The sequence below is a fragment of the Pseudomonas sp. P7779 genome (genome assembly GCF_013386315.1).
Classification (GTDB): domain Bacteria; phylum Pseudomonadota; class Gammaproteobacteria; order Pseudomonadales; family Pseudomonadaceae; genus Aquipseudomonas.
In genome coordinates, this window is sequence record NZ_JACARZ010000085.1 from 1 (window position 1) to 19,829 (window position 19,829).

At 62.7% G+C, this 19,829-nt stretch carries 19 protein-coding genes and 1 pseudogene; 11 read left to right on the forward strand and 9 right to left on the reverse strand.

What is annotated here, in order from left to right:
* Positions 1-39: 39 nt before the first annotated feature.
* From HX869_RS23725 to HX869_RS23750, 6 genes are all read right to left on the reverse strand, one after another.
* Entirely contained in the window at positions 40-1,380 is a 1,341-nt protein-coding gene (locus tag HX869_RS23725; protein ID WP_178903733.1) for a sorbosone dehydrogenase family protein, read from the reverse strand.
* A 133-nt stretch (positions 1,381-1,513) separates the two neighbouring features.
* Positions 1,514-2,479, reverse strand: a complete 966-nt coding sequence (locus tag HX869_RS23730) for a pyridoxamine 5'-phosphate oxidase family protein (RefSeq protein ID WP_178903734.1) — start codon at positions 2,477-2,479, stop codon at positions 1,514-1,516.
* Positions 2,480-2,481: 2 nt separating this feature from the next.
* Positions 2,482-3,381 carry a LysR family transcriptional regulator gene (locus HX869_RS23735; protein ID WP_178903735.1) on the reverse strand — a complete coding sequence of 300 codons (900 nt, stop codon included), beginning with the start codon at positions 3,379-3,381 and terminating at the stop codon, positions 2,482-2,484.
* Entirely contained in the window at positions 3,381-4,298 is a 918-nt protein-coding gene (locus HX869_RS23740; protein WP_178903736.1) for a LysR family transcriptional regulator, read from the reverse strand. The genes HX869_RS23735 and HX869_RS23740 overlap by 1 nt, the downstream gene beginning before the upstream one ends.
* A 166-nt stretch (positions 4,299-4,464) precedes the next feature.
* A complete protein-coding gene (locus tag HX869_RS23745) occupies positions 4,465-5,085 on the reverse strand; it encodes a glutathione S-transferase family protein (RefSeq protein ID WP_087692541.1) in 621 nt (206 codons plus the stop codon).
* Positions 5,086-5,210: 125 nt separating this feature from the next.
* Positions 5,211-6,083 carry a LysR family transcriptional regulator gene (locus tag HX869_RS23750; RefSeq protein WP_003208273.1) on the reverse strand — a complete coding sequence of 291 codons (873 nt, stop codon included), beginning with the start codon at positions 6,081-6,083 and terminating at the stop codon, positions 5,211-5,213.
* A gap of 191 nt (positions 6,084-6,274) precedes the next feature.
* On the opposite strand from HX869_RS23750, the gene HX869_RS23755 reads away from it, so the two are divergent.
* Positions 6,275-7,048 carry a glucose 1-dehydrogenase gene (locus HX869_RS23755; RefSeq protein ID WP_178903737.1) on the forward strand — a complete coding sequence of 258 codons (774 nt, stop codon included), beginning with the start codon at positions 6,275-6,277 and terminating at the stop codon, positions 7,046-7,048.
* Between the two features lie 13 nt (positions 7,049-7,061).
* A complete protein-coding gene (locus HX869_RS23760) occupies positions 7,062-8,108 on the forward strand; it encodes an L-idonate 5-dehydrogenase (RefSeq protein WP_178903738.1) in 1,047 nt (348 codons plus the stop codon).
* A gap of 61 nt (positions 8,109-8,169) precedes the next feature.
* On the opposite strand, the gene fetB is transcribed toward HX869_RS23760, so the two are convergent.
* The 3 genes and pseudogenes from fetB to HX869_RS23775 form a co-directional block, all read right to left on the reverse strand.
* The gene (gene fetB / locus HX869_RS23765; protein WP_003208279.1) at positions 8,170-8,964 is read right to left on the reverse strand and encodes an iron export ABC transporter permease subunit FetB; all 795 of its coding nucleotides are present in this window, start codon (positions 8,962-8,964) and stop codon (positions 8,170-8,172) included.
* Positions 8,961-9,637 (reverse strand): annotated as a pseudogene (locus HX869_RS31720) (ATP-binding cassette domain-containing protein). The gene fetB and the pseudogene HX869_RS31720 overlap by 4 nt, the downstream one beginning before the upstream one ends.
* Positions 9,638-9,868: 231 nt before the next feature.
* Positions 9,869-10,333, reverse strand: a complete 465-nt coding sequence (locus HX869_RS23775) for a metallophosphoesterase family protein (protein ID WP_003208282.1) — start codon at positions 10,331-10,333, stop codon at positions 9,869-9,871.
* A 193-nt stretch (positions 10,334-10,526) separates the two neighbouring features.
* Here HX869_RS23775 and HX869_RS23780 point away from each other — a divergent pair, with 193 nt between their 5' ends.
* The 9 genes from HX869_RS23780 to HX869_RS23820 all read left to right on the forward strand — a co-directional run bounded on the left by HX869_RS23780 (position 10,527) and on the right by HX869_RS23820 (position 19,734).
* On the forward strand, positions 10,527-11,732 hold the full coding sequence (locus HX869_RS23780) for a DUF1835 domain-containing protein (RefSeq protein WP_178903739.1): 1,206 nt from the start codon (positions 10,527-10,529) through the stop codon (positions 11,730-11,732).
* A 59-nt stretch (positions 11,733-11,791) separates the two neighbouring features.
* Positions 11,792-12,718 (forward strand): LysR family transcriptional regulator, encoded by a 927-nt coding sequence (locus tag HX869_RS23785; RefSeq protein WP_003208286.1) that lies wholly within the window; start codon positions 11,792-11,794, stop codon positions 12,716-12,718.
* Positions 12,719-12,829: 111 nt separating this feature from the next.
* Complete coding sequence (locus tag HX869_RS23790; RefSeq protein WP_177080498.1) at positions 12,830-14,113, forward strand: NAD(P)/FAD-dependent oxidoreductase; 1,284 nt, start codon at positions 12,830-12,832, stop codon at positions 14,111-14,113.
* 13 nt (positions 14,114-14,126) lie between these two features.
* Positions 14,127-14,840, forward strand: coding sequence for an SDR family NAD(P)-dependent oxidoreductase (locus HX869_RS23795; protein ID WP_003208289.1), 714 nt, complete (start codon positions 14,127-14,129; stop codon positions 14,838-14,840).
* A gap of 91 nt (positions 14,841-14,931) precedes the next feature.
* Positions 14,932-16,281: an MFS transporter gene (locus HX869_RS23800; RefSeq protein WP_008433139.1), complete on the forward strand. Its 1,350-nt coding sequence runs from the start codon at positions 14,932-14,934 to the stop codon at positions 16,279-16,281.
* An 8-nt stretch (positions 16,282-16,289) separates the two neighbouring features.
* Positions 16,290-16,682 carry a Rid family hydrolase gene (locus HX869_RS23805; RefSeq protein ID WP_003208292.1) on the forward strand — a complete coding sequence of 131 codons (393 nt, stop codon included), beginning with the start codon at positions 16,290-16,292 and terminating at the stop codon, positions 16,680-16,682.
* A 147-nt stretch (positions 16,683-16,829) separates the two neighbouring features.
* Positions 16,830-17,750, forward strand: a complete 921-nt coding sequence (locus HX869_RS23810) for an ABC transporter substrate-binding protein (protein ID WP_177009725.1) — start codon at positions 16,830-16,832, stop codon at positions 17,748-17,750.
* On the forward strand, positions 17,747-18,865 hold the full coding sequence (locus HX869_RS23815) for a phosphotransferase (protein ID WP_177117639.1): 1,119 nt from the start codon (positions 17,747-17,749) through the stop codon (positions 18,863-18,865). The genes HX869_RS23810 and HX869_RS23815 overlap by 4 nt, the downstream gene beginning before the upstream one ends.
* Positions 18,862-19,734, forward strand: coding sequence for a sulfurtransferase (locus HX869_RS23820; protein ID WP_178903740.1), 873 nt, complete (start codon positions 18,862-18,864; stop codon positions 19,732-19,734). Before HX869_RS23815 ends, HX869_RS23820 begins: the two co-directional genes overlap by 4 nt.
* Positions 19,735-19,829 lie beyond the last annotated feature (95 nt).

Here is a 19,829-nt window from a genome sequence, read left to right on the forward strand (position 1 = left end):
CTCCTACAGTGGACCGTGAGCCGCTGTAAGAGCAAAACCCTAAGGCCTTACCCGCGCCACCCGCCACACCTTGTTCCCCACATCATCCGCCACCAGCAACGCGCCCTGCCCGTCCAACGCTACACCCACCGGACGCCCCTGAGCCTCTCCATCACCATTTAAAAACCCAGTCAGGAAATCAACAGGCACACCCGACGGCTTTCCGTCCCGGAACGGAATAAACACCACCTTGTACCCCGCCTGCGGATTACGGTTCCAGGATCCATGCTCCCCCACAAACACCCCATCGGCAAACACCGCTGGCATCCCCCGCGCATCGGAAAAAGTCAGGCCCAACGGCGCAACGTGAGTCCCCAGCGCGTAGTCCGGTGCAATCGCCTGGGCGACCTTGTCCGGACGCGGCGGCTGCACCCGGCTGTCAACGTGAGCCCCGTAATAACTCCACGGCCAACCGTAGAACGCGCCGTCCCGCACCGACGTCAGGTAATCCGGCACCAGATCGCTGCCGATCTCGTCGCGCTCGTTGACCACCGTCCACAACTGCGTAGAGCCGGGTTTCCACGCCAGCCCATTGGGATTGCGCAACCCACTGGCGAACAGACGCTTCTGCCCACTGGCAAGATCCAACTCCCAGATCGCAGCACGCCCTTCCTCGGCCTCAAGCCCATTCTCACCCACATTGCTGTTGGACCCGACGGTCACATAAAGCTTGGTACCCTCAGGATTGGCCAGGACGTTTTTGGTCCAGTGATGATTGATCCCGGCAGGCAGATCAGTGACCTTCACCGGCACGGCATCGATGTGAGTCTGGCCCCGAACATAAGGCACCTTGACCACCGCATCGGCATTGCCGATATACAACTCATCCCCCACCAACGCCATGCCAAACGGCGACGTCAGCCCACCGAGAAACTCACTCTTCACCTCGGCACGCCCATCACCGTCGGCGTCCCGCAGCAGCGTGATCCGGTCGGCGCTCGGCGTATCGGCACCGACCCGCCCCATCACAAACCCCATCGCGGTACGACGCGCCCAGGCGAGCAAACCCGTGCCGCCGTCCGTGGCACCTTCAGGCATGGGCGGATGGTTACTCTCGGCTACCAGCACGTCGCCATTGGGCAAGGTGTACACCCAACGCGGATGGTCAAGGTCCGCGGCCAACGCCGTTACCGTGAACCCATCGGGCGCCGTTGGCTGGGCATTACCGGGCCAGCCGACAGCCTTGGAAACCTTGAGTGTCGGGATCAGTGATGCAGTGGGTTCGGGCAGTTGCGGGCTTGGCCCCACACCGGCGTGAAACGGCAGTTTGGAGGAATCGCCACAGGCGCTGAGGGCAGCCGTGGCGGTGATCAGCAGCGCAAGGCGGCTTGGTGCATTCATTGGGAAACCTCGGGACAGCCCTATATTGGGCAGGCAAAAACCCGACGGAGTATCGCGTCATTCCCCGACACCAAACACCGCCTACCGCGCAATTGAGTTTTAACTCAGTCGCACGAGTGGCTCGGCAGCACTCTCAGGCTTTCCACGGCCCCAACGCCAGGCTGTAGGGAGAAAACCCCTCGAACTGCCAACGCAGCGCCAGCGCCGCATCCCGTCGGACCACGTGTTCCACGGTCACCTTCCACAACCGCTCAGCCCCCTCGAACGTGGCCACTTCATCTCCTTCAAGAATCACCTCGGCCCGCCCGGCCACCTGCAACACATCACCCGTAGCAAAATCCACAAACAGCAAGCCCGCAACCGGGTTGACCTGCACATTGCCCAAGGTGTTGAAAAACGAGTTGCCGGTAAAATCGGGAATCGTCAGCACCTCTCCCTCCAACCGCACAAACCCACTGTTGCCGCCTCGGTGTGAAACGTCCACCGAACGCTTGGCCGCATCTCCTTCCAGGTCCACATAGCTGGCGACGAAAAACGTATCAGCGCTGCGAATCAGCGCCCGGTCAGCGTCATCGAGCGAGTTCGCGCGCCGCACAATACCTCCCGCAGCGCGCTGCCCCCGGGCCCCCGGATCCACCGCACGCAACTGGATGTACTTCGGGCAATTTCCAAACGTGTGCACCACCGCCACGGTAAATCCGTCGACGCCGGCAGCCCCAATAACCCCATTCATGCGATTACGCCGCCGCGTATTCAGGTCAATGCCCAACAGCCCGACCGACGCGCCTTGTTTCAGCCCGCTCCCGGCGGGGTCACTCTCCGCAGGCAGGCTGTCGATACGCAAGCTGTAGGGGTCCGGCGAATACGCAAACCCCGGCGTGCCCTCCAGCAGCGTGGCCCAGGGCAGCCCCTGCTCATCCACGGCCCCCGCCACCAGATAGGGCAACAACTCATAAAAAGCCCGATGCTGCTCCGGCAAGTGATCCCGTATCACCTTCGCGCCGATCACCTCCATGCGCTCGGCCACGCCGGCACTTTGCTGCAACTGCCGCTCGCCGGCATGCCATGGCGAAACGGGGGACGCGTCCTGGTGATTCATGATCAAGCCCTCGGTGAATGAAACGCCGGATGTTCACGCAATGCCGCCACGCTGAAATCGACAAAACTGCGCACCCGCATCGAAGCGTTGCGCCCTTCGCGGTAGACCACATGCACCGGCAGCGGCGGCGGTTCATGGGCCTGCAATACTCGACACAGTTGCCCGCTCGCCAGGTGCTCGTGCACCGGGTAGCTCAAGCACCGGATCAACCCTGCGCCCTGCACCGCCGCATTGATCGCGCCCTGCACCGTGGTGCAACCGAGACGCGCCCGGGCCTTGATGCTGGCGCCCTGGAAATCCCACTGCACCCAATTCGAATACGCCTGGCTGGCGACCAGCCGATGCTCCTTGAGCGCCTCCGGTTGCATCGGTTCGCCATGGCTTTGCAGATAGCCGGGGCTGGCGCAGACGATGTTGCGCACATGGCCCACGGGCCGGGCAATCAGGGATGAACCGGGCAGTTCCCCCACCAGGACTGCCACGTCCAGGCCGTCTTCATTCAGGTTCGGATAATGATCGTGGTAATGGGCAAACAGGCGGACTCCGGGATAGCGCTCCAGGTAGCCGGCCAACAGCGGCGCCATCACATAACGGCTGAACAGCAACGGAAAAAACACCCGCAGGTTTCCCTCGGCCTGCGCGTGCGCACCCTGGGCAGATGCTTCGGCGGCGCTCACGCCGTCAAGGATCCGCGAACAGTCGGCCATGAACGTCGCCCCGGCTTCGGTGAGGCGAATGCCCCGGGTGCTGCGCTGTACCAATGGCACCCGCAAGCGCGTCTCCAGCCGGTCAATCGCGCGGATCACAGTGGGCCCCGAGATGCCCAGGGAGCGGGCAGCCGCGGCCAGGCTCGGCTGCCGGGACAGCGCCTGGAAGATCTGCATGTCGCGATAGCGGTCCATCAGGCCGGCCGCTGCATCGATGGGTTGAGCGCAGCATCCTGCCCCAGCCGGCTGACCAGAAAATCCACGAACGTGTTGACCTTCGCCGGTACCCGGGCGTTGTTCTGGAACACCACATGGATCGGCAAGGCCGGCGGTTCGAAGTCTTGCAGGACGATCTCCAGTGCGCCTGCACGCACATCGCTGGCCACCTGATAAGACAACACCCGTGTGACGCCCCAGCCCAGGCGCGCGAGGTTGATCGCCGCGTTGTTGGCGGTGACTACCAGGCGCGGCTCAACGGCCACGCTCAACGGCTGGCCGCCTTCCCTGAACTGCCATTCGCTGACCAACTGGCTGGAAGACGACGTGACAATCTTCGCCTCACGCAGTTGCCCGGGGTGCAGTGGCCGGTGCCGCTCAAGGTAAGCCGGCGCCGCGCACACTACGCGACGCACCTCGCCGACCTTGATCGCCTGCTGGCCGGGTTCCTGCAAATGCCCGATGCGCACGGCCACATCGACGCCTTCATCGGTCATGTTGACCACACGGTCCACCAGCAAGGCGTTGATGCTGACCTGGGCAAACAGGTCCAGGTACTCCCCCAGGATTGGCGCGACGAACAACTCGCCGAACAACACCGGCGCGGTGACCGTCAGGTGCCCCCACGGGATCGAGAAGCTGCCTGCTGCCGCTTCTTCGGCCTCAGTCAACTCCGCGAGGATGCGCCGGCAATCGTCCAGGTAACGCTGGCCGGCCTCGCTCAGGTGCAGGCTGCGGGTGGTGCGCGAAAGCAACTGGGTGCCGATACGCGCTTCCATCGCGGCAATCGCGCGGGTCACGCTGGGGGGCGAGATGTTCAGGCGCCGGGCCGCCGCGGCAAAGCCCTGTTCTTCGGCGACGGCGAGGAAAATCTGCATTTCCTGGAAACGGTCCATGGGTCCCCTTAATCGAATGTGGTCCACCAAACCAGTGGCTTGGGAGCCGTTGTGGCGAGGGAGCTTGCTCCCGCTGGGCAGCGTAGCGGCCCCAAAATTCTGGGAGCGCTGCGCACTGGCGCGCCAACCCGGTCCAGCGGGAGCAAGCTCCCTCGCCACAAAATCTTCAAACCTTCGCCAGGCCCACAGCGGTGCGTTGCATACCCACAAACCCCTGCAGCGCCTCGATACTGCCCAGCCAGGCGCGAACCTGCGGATAGTCGTCCAGCGCGACATTCCCCTCCGGCGCATGGGCGATGTAGGTGTAGTGCGCGATATCGGCAATCGTCGGCAGGTCACCGGTGAGAAAACGGCTCTGCTCCAACTGGTGCTCTACCACTTTGAGGAATGCGTGGGAGCGGCTGATGGTCGCCTCGGCATCCAGCGCGGCACCGAACACAGTGATCAATCGCGCCGCAGCCGGCCCGGTGTGCAGTGGTCCTGCCGCAGCCGAGAGCCAACGCTGCACACGGGCCTGGGCCAAAGGCTCGGTCGGCAGCCACTGGGCGGTGCCATATTGGCCGGCGAGGTACACCAGGATCGCGTTGGAGTCCGCCAGCACCACGCCGTTATCATCGATCACCGGCACCTGGCCGAAGCTGTTGAGGGTGGCCAGGAACTCAGGGGTTTTGTGCGCGCCTTGCTTCAGATCGACGTGCACCCGCTCAGCGGGCACGCCCAGCAGCGACAGCATCAACTCAACCCGGTGGGAATGGCCAGACAAGGGGTAACGGTACAGTTTGATCATGACGGGCTCCGCGATGTGCCAGGGACTCGACCCGGTGATCGGGTCGATAACGCTTATGTTCCACCGCTACGGCACGCAGCAGAATAGCCAGTTTTTACAATCCAGCATTTCACCGGATGAAACAATCAATCACCAAACAACTCGTCGATCAGGTTGAACAGGGTGGTTTTCACCGGGCTGTCGAGTTCGGTCCACGCCAGGCCGGTCCTGGCCCGGAACGCCCCCAACGCCAGGTGCCTGGACACGCAATTGGCCGGCAGCGCCCGGGCCGCCTGCAGCGGCAACACACCCACACCCAGCCCGGCCGAGACCAGCGCCAGCATGGTGGTGAACTCGCCGAGTTCGGAGGCGATCTCCAGCGGCACGCCCATCGCCTGCACGAATTCATCGTAGAAACCCGGTGCATAACGCCGGGCCAGGATGAACACCGGCACCTTGAGCAAGTCCGTCGGCTGAATGGTTTCCTGGGTCGCCAACGGATGCTCGCCGGGCAAGGCGACCACGAAGCTTTCCTGCAGCACCTCAAGGGTCTGCACGCCGGGATAGGCCGCCGGCAAACGCATCAGGCCGAAATCCAGCTGGCCGTTTTTCAACGCAGCCGCCTGATCCGGGCCGGGCATGTCCTTGAGCTCCAGTTCAATTCGCGGGTAGCGCTGGTGCACCGCACGAATCAACCCGGGCAGCAATTGCGGCAATACCGACGAGACAAACCCCAGGCGCACCCGGCCGATCTCCCCGCGGTTCGAAGCCCGGGCGGCATCGGCGGCGCGGGCAGCCTGGTGCAGGGTGGCGAGGGCTTCCGGCAGAAACACCCGCCCGGCTTCCGTCAGTGTGACCGAGTGCCGGTTGCGGTCGAGCAGGCGCACGCCCAGGCCGCTTTCGAGCAGTTTGATCTGCATGCTCAGCGCCGGTTGCACGATCGACAACTGCGCGGCCGCCCGGCCGAAATGCAGTTCCTGAGCGAGCACGACAAAGGCGCGCAGGTGCTTGAGTTCCATCAGGTTGGCTCCGGTTATCACGGTTATTGATCACCCCATCACAAATGAAAATTGGACGCCGGGCCCGGGCTGCGCTGAAGTAAGGCCCGTGATGCACGATATGACAGGGTTTGACGTATAACAATGAGAGCGGCGCCCCGCACTCGGATTGATAGTGTTGATCACCTGTCTCAGTCTTCGGAGATCGCCCCATGCAGCGTGTTTTAGACAGTTTCCGCCTCGATGGCCGCCTGGCCTTGATCACCGGCTCCAGCGCCGGCATCGGCCTGGCCATCGCCCGTGGCCTGGCCCAGGCTGGCGCACGGGTAGTGCTCAACGGGCGCAACCGCAGCACCTTGCGTGACAGTGCCGCGTTGCTGGCGGCGGAAGGCCTGGAGGTGCACACCCAGGCGTTCGATGTCACCGACGGCGCGTCGGTGTTGGCCGCCGTGGCGGAGATCGAAGAGCGCCTGGGCGCGCTGGACATCCTCGTCAACAACGCGGGCATGCAACGTCGCGGGCCGCTGGAGGACTACAGCGAAACCCACTGGCGCGAGTTGATGAGCACCAACCTGGACAGCGCCTTCCTGGTCGGCCAGGCCGTGGCCCGGGCGATGATCCCGCGCAAGCGGGGGCGCATCATCAATATCTGCTCGGTGCAAAGCGAACTGGGGCGCCCGGGCATCGCCCCGTATGCTGCCAGCAAAGGCGCGCTGAAAATGCTCACCAAAGGCATGGCCATCGACTGGGGCCCCCACGGGCTGACGGTGAATGGCATCGGCCCCGGCTATTTCAAGACCGAACTGAACGCCAACCTGGTGGCCAACCCCAAATTCAGCGACTGGCTGGTGCAGCGCACACCGAGCCGGCGCTGGGGTGACGTCGCCGAACTGGCGGGCGCTGCGGTATTCCTTGCCAGCGACGCGGCAAGTTTCGTCAACGGTCATATCCTGTACGTGGACGGTGGCATCACCGCCTCGCTGTAACCTGGAGAATTTCATGCACGCGATTGTCTGCCATGCCTCGAAAGACCTGCGGGTAGAACCGCAAACCAAACCCCAGGCACTGACGCCCGACCAATTGCGGGTGCGCATTGCCCGGGGCGGGATCTGCGGCTCGGACCTGCATTACTACCAGCACGGCGGCTTCGGCACCGTGCGGTTGCGCGAGCCGATGGTGCTCGGCCACGAAGTGTCGGCGGTGATCGAGGCGGTGGGCCGTGAAGACGGGCCGTTCAAGATTGGCCAACGCTTGTCGGTCTCGCCGTCGCGGCCTTGCGGGGGTTGCCGTTATTGCCATCAAGGGCTGCCGAACCATTGCCTGAACATGCGTTTCTACGGCAGCGCGATGCCCTTCCCTCACGTGCAGGGTGCGTTTCAACAAAGCCTGGTGATCGAAACGCACCAGGCGCACCCGTTGGCCGATCATGTGAGCCTTGCCGAGGGTGCAATGGCTGAACCGTTGTCTGTGGGTTTGCATGCCATCCAGCGTGCCGGGGTGGTGTTCGGCAAACGGGTATTGGTCACCGGGTGCGGGCCCATCGGCAACCTGTTGATCGGCAGCCTGCGGGCAGCGGGCGCGAGGGAAATTGTTGCGGTGGACCTGGCTGCCGGGCCCTTGGCCTGCGCCGAAAAAATGGGCGCCAGCCGTACTCATAACCTGGCGGAAGACGCCGACGCGTTGAAGCGGTATACCGCCGAAAAAGGCTACTTCGACGTGATGTTCGAAGTCTCCGGCAGCGCCCAGGCCCTGCGCAACGGCCTGGAGTGCATGGCCCCGCGCAGCGTGCTGGTGACGGTCGGTCTGGGTGGCGAGGTCTCGCTGCCGTTGAATATGCTGGTGAGCAGGGAGATCGACTTGCGGGGCACCTTCCGCTTCCATTCGGAGTTTGCCCAGGCGGTGGATTTGCTCAATCGCCAGGTGATTGATGTGCGTCCGGTGATCTCCCACACCGTGCCGTTCAGCGAGGCGGTGCAGGCCTTTGAGCTGGCGGCAGACAAGAGCCAGGCGATGAAAGTGTTGCTGGATTTTGGTGTGGGTGATTGAACCGGATCTCGACAGCTCCCACAGGGTTGCGGTGCATTTTGGGGATCCGATAGCGCCTGCGCTACACCCGCTCTTCGAGCCTGAAGCGCAGGAAACGATGGCTGGCTGAAAACAGTCGACGGTAGGTGAGCAACACCGCACCTACCGTGCCCAACGCCGACGACGCAGCGATCAAAAACATAATCACAATCTGATAACGCACCGCGTCCACCGGACTTTCCCCGGCCAGCACCTGGCCAGTCATCATCCCCGGCAAGCTCACAATCCCCACCACCGTCATCTGGTTCAGCGTCGGAATCATCCCGGCCCGCACAGCCTGGCGAATCGCATCCTGCGCCGCCTCCCAGCGTGAACCACCGAGGGCCAGAATCATCTCGATGGTATTGCGGCCGGAGGTCAGCTCCTGAGTCATACGCTCAATCCCCAGAGACACCCCGGTAAGCGTATTACCCAGAATCATCCCAAGGATCGGAATCGCATACTGCGGCTCGTACCACGGGTGAATCCGGATAATCGCGAACAGGCCAACAGCCGTCACCAACCAAGAACTGCCCCACACCGACACAATACTGTCGGCCCGCTGCCCCGCATAGGTCCGCTTCCCACGCCCGGCAGCCGAGAGCCCGGCGATCAGAGTCATCAGGCACATCAGCGGCAGCACCACATACCAGTAGGCAAATTCAAAGACCCAGCCCAGCAGGTAACCGATCGCCAACAACTGCACCACCGTGCGCACAGCCGCCCAGAACAGCTGACGCTCCAGCCCCAGCCGCAACAACAGCGACAGCGCACCGTTGATCAGGATCAGCGAGGCGGCGATGGCCATGTCCAGTGCCGTGAGGTCGTGATAATTCATGGCTGCACGGCCCCCGTCAGCACGCCGGCGTCCATATGCAAATGGGTGGTGCTCATGCGTTGCGCCTGCTCAAGGTCGTGGGACACCCAGATATAGGCGTGAGCGCTATCCGCTTCGGCCCAGGCACTGATCAACGCCTCGACCTCCCCGGACGATGCCGGGTCGAGAGCGGCGGTAGGTTCGTCCAGCAACAACACATCGGGATTGAGTTGCAGGGTACGGATCAGTGACACCACCTGGGACTCACCACCGGATAAATCCCCGGCATTTTTTGCCAGAAAACCCGATTCCTTGCCCGCGTGGGCCAGCAGCGCCTTGACCGCCTGCGGGTCGAAACTCAGGTGATGCAAGGCCTTGAGGCTATAGGGAAACGCAAGTTGTCTTCCACCGTGCCTTCGATCAGCGCCGGGCGTTGGGAGAGGTAGCTGATGCGGCTGCGATACTGCGGGACTTGCGCGTTGGCGATGGGCTGCCCGTTCCAGAGGATATCCCCTGAGGTCGGCGCGTCGAGCAAGGCGAGTGCCCGAAGGAATACACTTTTGCCGGAGCCGGATGAACCGGTGATGGAGATGCGGTCGGCGCGGTGCAGCTGGAAGTTCGTGGGCTGCAGCAGTTGCAGCTGGCGGCGCTCGTCCATCCGCGTGAGCGCCCGGGTTTCGACTAATACGCTCATGGCGTTGATGATCCTTGTTCCTGATTCAGACGCAATGGTAAGACAGGGCACGTCCCCCGTGGCGAGGGAGCTTGCTCCCGCTGGGCTGCGAAGCGGCCCCAATAAAGCCACTGCGATACACCTGAAAAAACACCGTTAATTTCTTGGGGCTGCTGCGCAGCCCAGCGGGAGCAAGCTCCCTCGCCACAGCAAGCTCCCTCACCACAACAAGCCCCCTCGCCTCAGCGTTCTTCAGCGCTTGGGCTCCAGCGATACCAGGCGCGGCTTGATGGATTTCTCGCGCACCTCAAGCAACGCCAGGGTCACCGGCAACTTGAAACGTCGCCGCCCTGCACTGCCAGGGTTGAGAAACAGCCGCTCGCCGTGCCACTCGATCAATGGTTTGTGAGAGTGGCCAGTGATCACCAGCCGGATGCCCGGATCAAGCTCCTTCGGCACATCGGCAATGTCATGCACCAGCAACGCCCGCCAGCCGTTCAAGTCAAAATCCAGCCGATCAGCCAAATGCTCTGCCCACGCGGCGTCGAGGTCGTTATTGCCGCGCACCACATGCAATGGCGCAATCGAGGCCAGCAACTCAAGGATCTCCGGGCTACCGATGTCCCCGGCGTGAACAATCTGCTCGCACCCTTCCAGGGCCGCCAGGGCCTCGGCGCGCAGCAAGCCGTGGGTATCGGAAATCACACCAACTTTCATGAACGTCTCCTGTGCAAAACCCCGGCGCTATCCACCGGGCGGCTTGCAATCAATCATTGCACTGCCTATATTTCCCGCCTGGCGCCATCTACGCCACCATCCGCGGAAAGGGCTGCGCCCAAGACCTTGACTGAATATCACATTTCTACGACTCCCAACCTTAAAGCGGACAAGGTTTGTACAAGGAGATCGTATGTCGCAATCATTCTCGTCCACTAACGGCCGTATCAACCTTGAGCAGCAACGCAAGCGCGCCAAGGAACTTTTGCAGCGCCTGAAAAGCGCCGATGCCGCCGCAACCCCGACCTTATCCGATGCCCAATGGTCGATCGCCAAGGAACTCGGTTTTCCCAGCTGGCCCAAGCTCAAGGCCCACGTCGATGCGGTGGATTTTGCCGCCCGCCATCCAGGTTTCGACGCCAGCGATGAAGCCCGCACCACCCACTGGCGCTGCGGCAATGATATCGCCCACAGCCTGGGCGTGGCGGGGTTCAAGGGCCGCTTCCGGATGCTGATTGACCCATTGTGCATGGGCCCGGTGCAGGACCTGCCTGTCGAGCAATACCAGGCCGTTCGCAGCCGCTATATCAGCCAGGTGTTTGCCATGGATGAGGCCGAAGTGGCGCGCCGGCATGCGGACGAATATCACCATCTTGAACAACTGGGCAGCGCCGGCCACAGCGTGTTGTGGTGTGAGGCGGATGCGTACGATCAGTTGTTCCTGATTCGCGCGCTGGCTGGGCTTGAGCATCTGCCTGAAAAACTGGAGTTGATCGAAGTCGATCGTATCCCCGGCGTGCAGCGTTTTATCGGCATCGGCCAACTAGCGCCTGAAGTATTGGCGTGGTTGTGGCCGCAGCGCCGACAGGTCGACGAGGACATGCTGCAACTGGCGCGACAGGCCTGGCTGGCGTATTGCGCCAGCTCGCCGATCAAGCTGGCGGAACTGGCCCGGAATAGCTCCACCGCCCTGCCCTTCCTGGCCCCGGCGTTGCGTCGACAGTTGCAGGAGTTACCGGGTGTGCGGGACGGTTTGTCACTGACCGAGCGCCTGTCCCTGCACTACGTGGATGAGGCCGGGCCGGTGCCGTTTGGCCGGGTGTTTGCCGAGTTGATGGGCAAGCGCGAACCGCTGCCGTACCTGGGAGACATGATGTTTCATGCGCTGATGCGGCCACTGATTGATGGCGATAATCCACTGTTGATCGAGTCCGAGACTCAACTGCCGTGGCCTCAACGTTTGTTGGCGTTGACTGCGTTGGGTCGTCAGGTTCTGAACGGCGCAGCCTACTGGCCGGATCATGCAACGGAAGAACGCTGGGTAGGTGGCGTCTGCCTGCGACCGCGCCACCCGCACTGGACAATTGACGAATACGGCATGCCCGTGTGGCGTGATTGATTCTTCGCGACAGCTTTGATCTGTGTCATGTTGAGCCAAACAGGTAACGGTTCAGCGCGATGACCTTACAACAGCTCAACTACTTTCTCGCCGCCATCGAGCACGGTACGTTCTCCAAGGCGGCGGAAAGCCTGCATATTTCCCAACCCTCATTGTCCGAGCAGATCCTGCGGCTTGAGGAACACCTGGGTACCCACGTGTTCATCCGCACCAATCGCCGACTGATGCTCACCGAAGCCGGACGCCGCCTGCAGCCGTTTGCACAAGGCATGGTGACGTCAGCACGCCAGGGCTATGAAGCGGTGCAGGCTGTGCGTGAACTGTCCGGTGGCGTGGCCAGTTTTGGCACCTTCGGCACCGCCCACCACTATTTCCTCACAGACCTGATCGAGCAGTTCCGCACCCAGCACCCGGATATGCGGATCAAGATCGTCGGCTACAACTCCTCGGAAATCGCCGAGCTGGTGAGCCAGGGCGAAATTGAAGCGGGGCTGGTGATGCTGCCGATCAAGCAGCAGAACCTGACCGTCAGCGAGCCGGTCTGGTCGGCCCAGGTCGGCTATATCAGTGCCGACCCGGAGCGACTCAAGGGCCCGAAAACCATCAGCGACCTGGCGGTGGCACCGTTGATTCTCACCGAGGCGCGCTGGCGCACCGCCGACCCGATTCGCCGGTTGTTGGGGCAATTGGCGTCCAAGGGCGGCGAGGTGCTGGACCCGATCATCGAAGTGGAGCACCAGATCACCGGCTTCGAGCTGGCTGCGCGCGGGCTCGGCGATGTGATTGCCACGCGCCCGATCCTGCATCAGCTGGGCTTCAATGATCGCTTGGGCTGGGTGCCGATCAGCCCGGCGATCTTCGAGGTATTCGGCTTTATCCATCGCCACGACACGCCTATTTCGCCGCCCACCCGGGTGCTGATCAACCTGATGCGCAGCCACTTGAGCCGCATCCAGAACCTGTATGCGCACCTGGAGACGCTCTAGCCATAGGGATCACCTATAGGAAACACATGACTTAGCCCATTCATCCACCTCTTGCCGAGCGGGATACTCCAGCCACCGACGCCACAACAGGCGCTTGAATGGGGAGCCAGCATGTCCAATCACTACTGCATCATTGGTGCCGGGGCCGCAGGGCTGGCGGCGCTGAAGACCATGACCGATGCCGGTTTCGAGGTGGACTGCTTCGAAAAGTCCGCGAACATCGGCGGTCACTGGAACAGCGACTACGATGCCTTGCACCTGATCACCCCCAAGAGCAGTTCCTTCTTTGACGGGTTCCCGATGCCCGCTGACTATCCGGTGTACCCGAGCCGCGATCAGGTCAAGGCGTACATGAACGCCTACACCGACACCTTCGGCCTGCGCGAAAAGATCACCTTCAACACCGAAGTGCGCAGCCTGAAGCCCCTGGACGAGAACGGCGAAGCGGGCTGGCAGGTGACCCTGGCAGACGGCACCCACAAACACTACAGCGGCGTGCTGGTGGCCAACGGTCACCTGTGGGATTGCAAGATCCCGCAAGTAAGCAAGGGGTTCACCGGCGTGTCGATTCACTCCGGCGAATACCGCAACGTGCAGCAGGTGCAAGGCAAGGTGCTGGTGGTGGGGTTTGGCAACTCCGGATGCGACCTCGCAGTGGATGCCGCCCAGGCTCGCCTGGACACCACCATTGCGATCCGACGCGGCCAGCTGTTCCAGCCCAAAACCCTGTTCGGCCTGCCCCGGGGCGAGCTGCCGCTGCTGGGGCAATTGCCGCCAGAACAGCAGAACATGCTCATGAACATGCTGATCATGGCCAGCGTCGGCACCCACAAGAATTACCCCGGGCTACCGGCGCCGGATACCTACGACCTGGATGCGCAACCGCCGGTGGTCAACACCTTGCTGCTGTATTGGATCCAGCACGGCCGAATCAAGGTCGCACCGGGTATCGAGAGCATCCAGGGCAAGACTGTCACGTTCACCGATGGCAGCCAGGTCGATTACGACACCATCGTCTGGGCTACCGGTTTCAACACGCGCCTGCCGTTCCTCGATGAACGCCTGCTGCAATGGCGCGACGGTGTTCCGCTGCGGACCGCCGCGATGACCTTGCCGACCAACCTGGAAGGCCTGTTCTACATCGGCCTGGGCGCCCCACGTGGCCCGCAATGGCCGGTGTATTGCGAGCAGACCCGGCTAGTGATGCGCTTTCTCACCCTGCGCGAGCGTGGCATGCAAAGCCTGGCGGCGAAGTTTGCCCAGTTGCAGCCGGCCGACTCACGCATCGATATCGTCAAGCGCGAATGGCTGAGCAACTACCAGGACACCCAGCGCCAACTGGATGTGCTGGAACTGGCTCTGCAACCCGGCACCCCTCTTCCTCAATACGCCTGATCGGATAGCCCTTATGAACACTGCACCGCACTCCAGCGTTATCGTTACCGGGACTTCCTCGGGCATGGGCCAGGCCGTCGCACAGCGCTTTCAGGCTGAAGGCTGGCACGTCGTCGCTGTGGACGTAACACCCAGCACACAGCCGGCGAGCCCCTTGTTTTCGCCAGTGGTCGGCGACATCACCCAGGAGGCCACACTGGCCCGTACCCTCGATGCCGCCCTGGACGGCAAGGCACCGCTGCGAGCCGTAGTGAATGCGGCGGGGATCTTTCCCACGTCATCCCTGGATAGCTTCAGCGAAGCGCTGTACCGCAAGATATTCGACATCAACGTGCTGGGCTCACTGAACATCGCACGTATCGGCACCCGTCACCTGAAAGCCGCCGGCGGAGGCGCTATCGTGTTCTTCGCCTCGGTGGATGCGTTCACCGTGTCGAAAAACCAGTTGCTCTACAGCGCCTCCAAGGCTGCTGTGGTGTCGATGACCCGCTCCCTGGCCATCGAACTGGCCGGCGACAATATTGTGGTCAACGCACTGGCCCCGGGCTGGGTGGACACCGAAGGCACCCGTGCCGGCGGGCGCATCGAGGCCGCCATCGAATCGATCCCCTTGAAACGCGCCGCGCGGGTCGAAGAAATCGCCGACTGGGTCTGGCAACTGAGCGCCAAACCCTCCTACATAACAGGCGAATCATTGTGCATCGCCGGGGGCGTGTATATGCGATGACCCCAGCCTCCGCAGGCCCCGCGCATCAGACGTGGGCCTGCCACTCCCTATTGACTGCTGCCTCACTACAATTATTCCAGAGGGCAATATCATGGGCGAAGTTCACGCTTCCTCGATTCATCAAGGGTTTCCCGCCGACCGTGCATCGGCTGAACCCTCACGCAAACGGCTGACCAAAGCGGTCGTCGGCGTGACACTGGGCAATATGGTCGAATGGTTCGACTTTGCGCTCTACTCCTCTCTCGCCGGCATCATCGGCAAGACGTTCTTCCACAACGACAACCCGACCACCCAGTTGATGGCGATCTACGCCACCTTCGCGGCGGGCTTCCTGATTCGGCCACTGGGCAGCCTGGTGTTCGGTCCCATTGGCGACAAGTTTGGCCGGCGCACGGCGCTGTCGCTGAGCATCACGCTGATGGCCGTCGCAACCTTCGCCATTGCCTTGATCCCGAGTTACGCGAGCATCGGCCTGTTTGCGCCCGTCCTGTTGATTCTCATGCGTCTGCTCCAGGGCCTGTCGGCGGGTGGCGAGTACGGCGGCTCCTGCACGTTCATCGCCGAGCATTCGCCGGACGAGCGACGCAGCTTTTTCACCAGTTGGCTGGAATTCGGCAATATCTCCGGGTTCCTGCTGGGCGGTGCAGTGGTCAGCCTGTTTACCCTGGGCCTGGGCGAACAAGCCATGCAGGACTGGGGCTGGCGCGTGCCCTTTGCGATTGGCGGCCTGCTCGGCCTGATCGCCCTCTACTTGCGCCTTGGCCTGGAAGAAACACCAGTGTTCAAGGAAATCCAGGCCAACGAAAAACTGCGAAAGGCGACGGGCGCCGAACCCAGCCTGTTCAGCTTACTGGTCAACGAATGGCCGAAAATCCTGCAATGCATGGGCCTGGTCACCGTGTTCAACGTGACCTACTACATCATCCTCGGGTACATCCCGGGTTATCTGGAAAACGTACTCGGGTACAGCAATACGTTCGCCAGGAACCTGGGGATGGCCGCGACGCTGTTCATGCTGGTGTTGATCCCGGTTTCAGGCTTGCTGGCCGACCGACTGGGCCGGAACCGGATGATCATTACCGGCTGCGTGCTGCTGATCGTCATGGCGTTCCCCTGCTTCATGCTGCTGCATACCCAGAGTGTCGGGTTGCTGCTGGCCGCCCTGCTGATCCTGACCCTCGCCCAGTTGTTTTTTGAAGGAGCGATGCCGGCCACCATGACTTCGCTGTTCAAGGCCCGCGTGCGCTACAGCGCCCTCGCCTTGAGCTACAACGTCGCGGTCTCGCTATTCGGAGGCACGGCCCCGCTGATCAATACCTGGCTGATATCGATCACCGGCAACCAGATGATTCCCGCCTGGTACCTGATCGGCGGTGCCGTGGTCGGCCTGATTTCGATCCTGTTCGTCAAGGACTCCACCGGTAAACCCCTCCCAACATGAGAACCACCATGACCAGTAAAACCACAGCGCGGCAAACTATTTCCTCGGGCGGTCAGTACGAAAACGTGTTCGGTTATTCCCGCGCCGTTCGCGTTGGCAACCACCTGCACATCTCCGGCACCTGCGCCTCACCCGATTACGAACACAGCAATGCTTACGAACAGGCCCAGGCCATTCTCGTCACCGTCAACAAGGTGTTGGCCGAGGCGGGCATGGGCCCTGAAGACGTAGTGCGCACCGTGGTCTACCTGCGGGATATCAACGATGCCGCCTCCGTCGCCAAGGCACACAGCGAGGTGTTCGACGCCATTCGCCCGGCCAGCAGCCTGATTCAGGTGGATTCGATGCTGCGCCCCTGGCAGAAAGTCGAAATCGAAACGTACGCCATCGTTGCCGATTGACCCAGGCGATGAGTAAAAAACCGCGGCTTGGGCCGCGGTTTTTTTTGGTCCCGGTTATATCCATAGCAATAAACGATATTGGTATATACCAGATTGCTCCCTTATAAATCGCCCCCATCAAAAGACTGCAGGCTGGAGAAGCAAGCGATGGTGTCGGTAAAGGTAATGCTGGAGTACTTTCATCCCTGGCCGAATTCGGCGGGTTTGTACCTGGCGCGGGAACGCGGCTGGTTCGCCGAGCTGGGCCTGGATGTGGAGTTGGTGGTGCACGACCCCTACCGTGGCGACACCCTTGAGCACCTGCTGACCGGCGCGGCGGACTTCGGCATTTTCCCCAGCAACCGCCTGCTGGTCCGGCGCGGCCAGGGGCAAGCCCTGCAAGGCATCGCGGCGATCAATCATGCGGGCCTTGAGTCGATTCAAACCCTGACCGACTCCGGCATCCGCCGCCCACGAGACCTGGTGGGCAAGCGCCTGGCGCTCAACCCCACGCCACGGGGTTTGGCGATGGTGCGTCACCTTGTGAGCAACGACGGTGGCGACCCTGATGGCGTGATCCTGGTGGACAGCGGCGTACGTGAGTTGCGGCCCGAACAGTTGGCCGAAGGCATCGCCGATGCCAGTTTCGGCGGCTACTGGGCCTGGGAAGCGTTGATGCACAGCCCCATCGAAGCGGAACGCCGGGTGGTGTTGCCGGTGGATCAGATTGGCGCACCGGCGTATCACAGCTACCTGTTGGGCGCCCACGAACAAACCCTCGCCGAGCAGCCCGGGTTGGTGCGTGATTTCCTCGCGGCCACCGCCCGTGGCTATCTCGCCGTGGCCGAAGAGCCAGCCATCGCGCTGGCGGCCTATGAGCACACCACACCGTATTTCCCGGCGGAATTGCTCAGCGCATCCCTGCACAAAATCGCTCCGACCTGGCTGCATGACGGTCGTTGGGGCGAGCAACGCCAGGCGCTGCTGAAACCTTATGCCGAGTGGCTGCACGAGCACGCGGTGCTCGACAATCCGCAGGTGTGGCAAGGGGCAACCAGCAACGCCTATCTGCCCGGGGCGACGGCATGAATCCACAACGCACCGCCCATGGCCTGGGGCTTGATCCGGTAGCTGCCGACTGGCCAGCGCTGCACGAAGCAGATATCCAACAGTTGCTGCACGAGTACCCGCAACTGGGTCAACTGCGCAGTTTGCATTGGCACAGCCCGCGACCGTTCTCCGCTGCCGGGCTGATCAATACCGGCAGCGCCACCCTGTTCGTCAAACGGCATCACCGACACGTGCGCCAAGCCGCATGGCTGGAAGAAGAACACCGCCTGATCGCCCACCTGCATCGCCACGGCGCACCGGTTGCCGCAGTGGTGCCGAACCGCCACGGTGCAACGGCCACGACGCAAGGTGAATGGACCTACGAGATTCACCATGTCGCCGAGGGCCTTGACCTGTACCGCGATGCGCTGTCGTGGTCGCCCTTCCAAAGCACTCAACATGCGCAGGCGGCGGGTGTGGCGCTGGCTCGATTGCACCTGGCAGCCGAGCACTACAGCGCACCCCGCCGTCAAACAGAAGTGCTGCTGGCCAATGCCCGGGTGATCGATCAACCCGCGCCACTGGCCGCGATCGCCAACACCCCCGCGCTGACCGAGTACCTTGCCGACAAGGATTGGCACACACGGCTGACCGAGCTGCTGTTGCCCTGGCACGCGCCCCTGCAACCCTTGCTGCACCAACAACCGGCGCTCTGGACCCATAACGACTGGCACGCCTCGAACCTGCTGTGGCATGCAGACGGCAACGTCGCCAGCGTGCTGGACTTCGGCCTCGCCGACCGCACCTTCGCCCTCTACGACCTGGCGACCGCCATCGAACGCAACGCCGTGCCCTGGCTGGACCTGGACAGCGGTGGCCTGGCAGCAGCGGACCTCGACAGCGTCGACGCATTGCTCACCGGCTATCACCGGGGCCGGCCATTGAGCGCCCAGGACCTGCTCACCCTGAGCGCCCTGCTGCCGTTGGTGCATGTGGATTTTGCCCTGTCCGAAATCGCGTACTACCAAGGCGTAGTGGGTTCCACCCACAGTGCCGACGTGGCCTATCACGCCTACCTGCTGGGCCATCTGCAGTGGTTTGCCGGTACCCAGGGGCAACGATTGCTCAACCACCTGCGGCGAAAATCCGTATGAGTATCCTGGTCGATACCGATTGGCTGCATGCCCACCTCGGGGAGCCCGGGCTGGTGATACTGGACGCCACCGTCGTCCTGCCGTCCCCGCGTTTTGACGGTGATTACCGGGTCGCCAGCGGTCATGCCGGTTGGCTGCACGCACATATCCCCGGCGCACGGCATGCCGACTTGCTGACCGATCTGGCCGACGTTCAAGCGAGCTACAGCTTCGCCCTGCCAACACCACAAGCCCTGATTCAGGCACTGGCGAATCTGGGTGCAGGCGTCGGCAGCAACGTGGTGATCTACGATCGCGCCGACGGTTTCTGGGCCGCACGCCTGTGGTGGATGCTGCGCGGGCTGGGCATTCACGCCGGCGTGCTGGACGGTGGTTTCAACGCCTGGCAACGGGCGGGGTTACCGCAGCACAGCGGGCAGCCTGCAAACACACCCGTCGTCGAACCCTGGCCGATCAGCACCTACGCACCACTGTGGATCGACCGCGCAGGCGTTGAGGCGGTGGCCGCAGGACTAGCACCCGGCGTACTCGTCTGCGCGTTGGGCAGCGCCTTGTTCGACGGCACCGCAGCCACCCGCTACGCCCGGCGCGGGCACATTCCCGGCAGCCACAACCTGCCGGCACGCACGCTGTTTGATGCACAGGGTCGCTACCTGCCCAAGGACGCCCTGGCCGTGGCTATCGGACCCACGCTGCTGCACAGCGACGGTCCATTGATTCTGTACTGCGGCGGCGGAATTTCCGCGGCGGCCAACGCCCTGGCCCTGACCCTGCTGGGTCGCCAGGACCTCGCACTCTACGACGGCTCGCTGCAGGAATGGGCCGCCGACGCACGCTTACCAATGACTACCGGAGCAGCTCCGGCCTGACGCCCTTTGCGGCGACCCCGGCTTTTTAATTTCGTACTGGCAACCCGTCCGTTGCGCAGCGCAGGGCCCCTTTGCGCCCAATAAAGCGCGAGGCG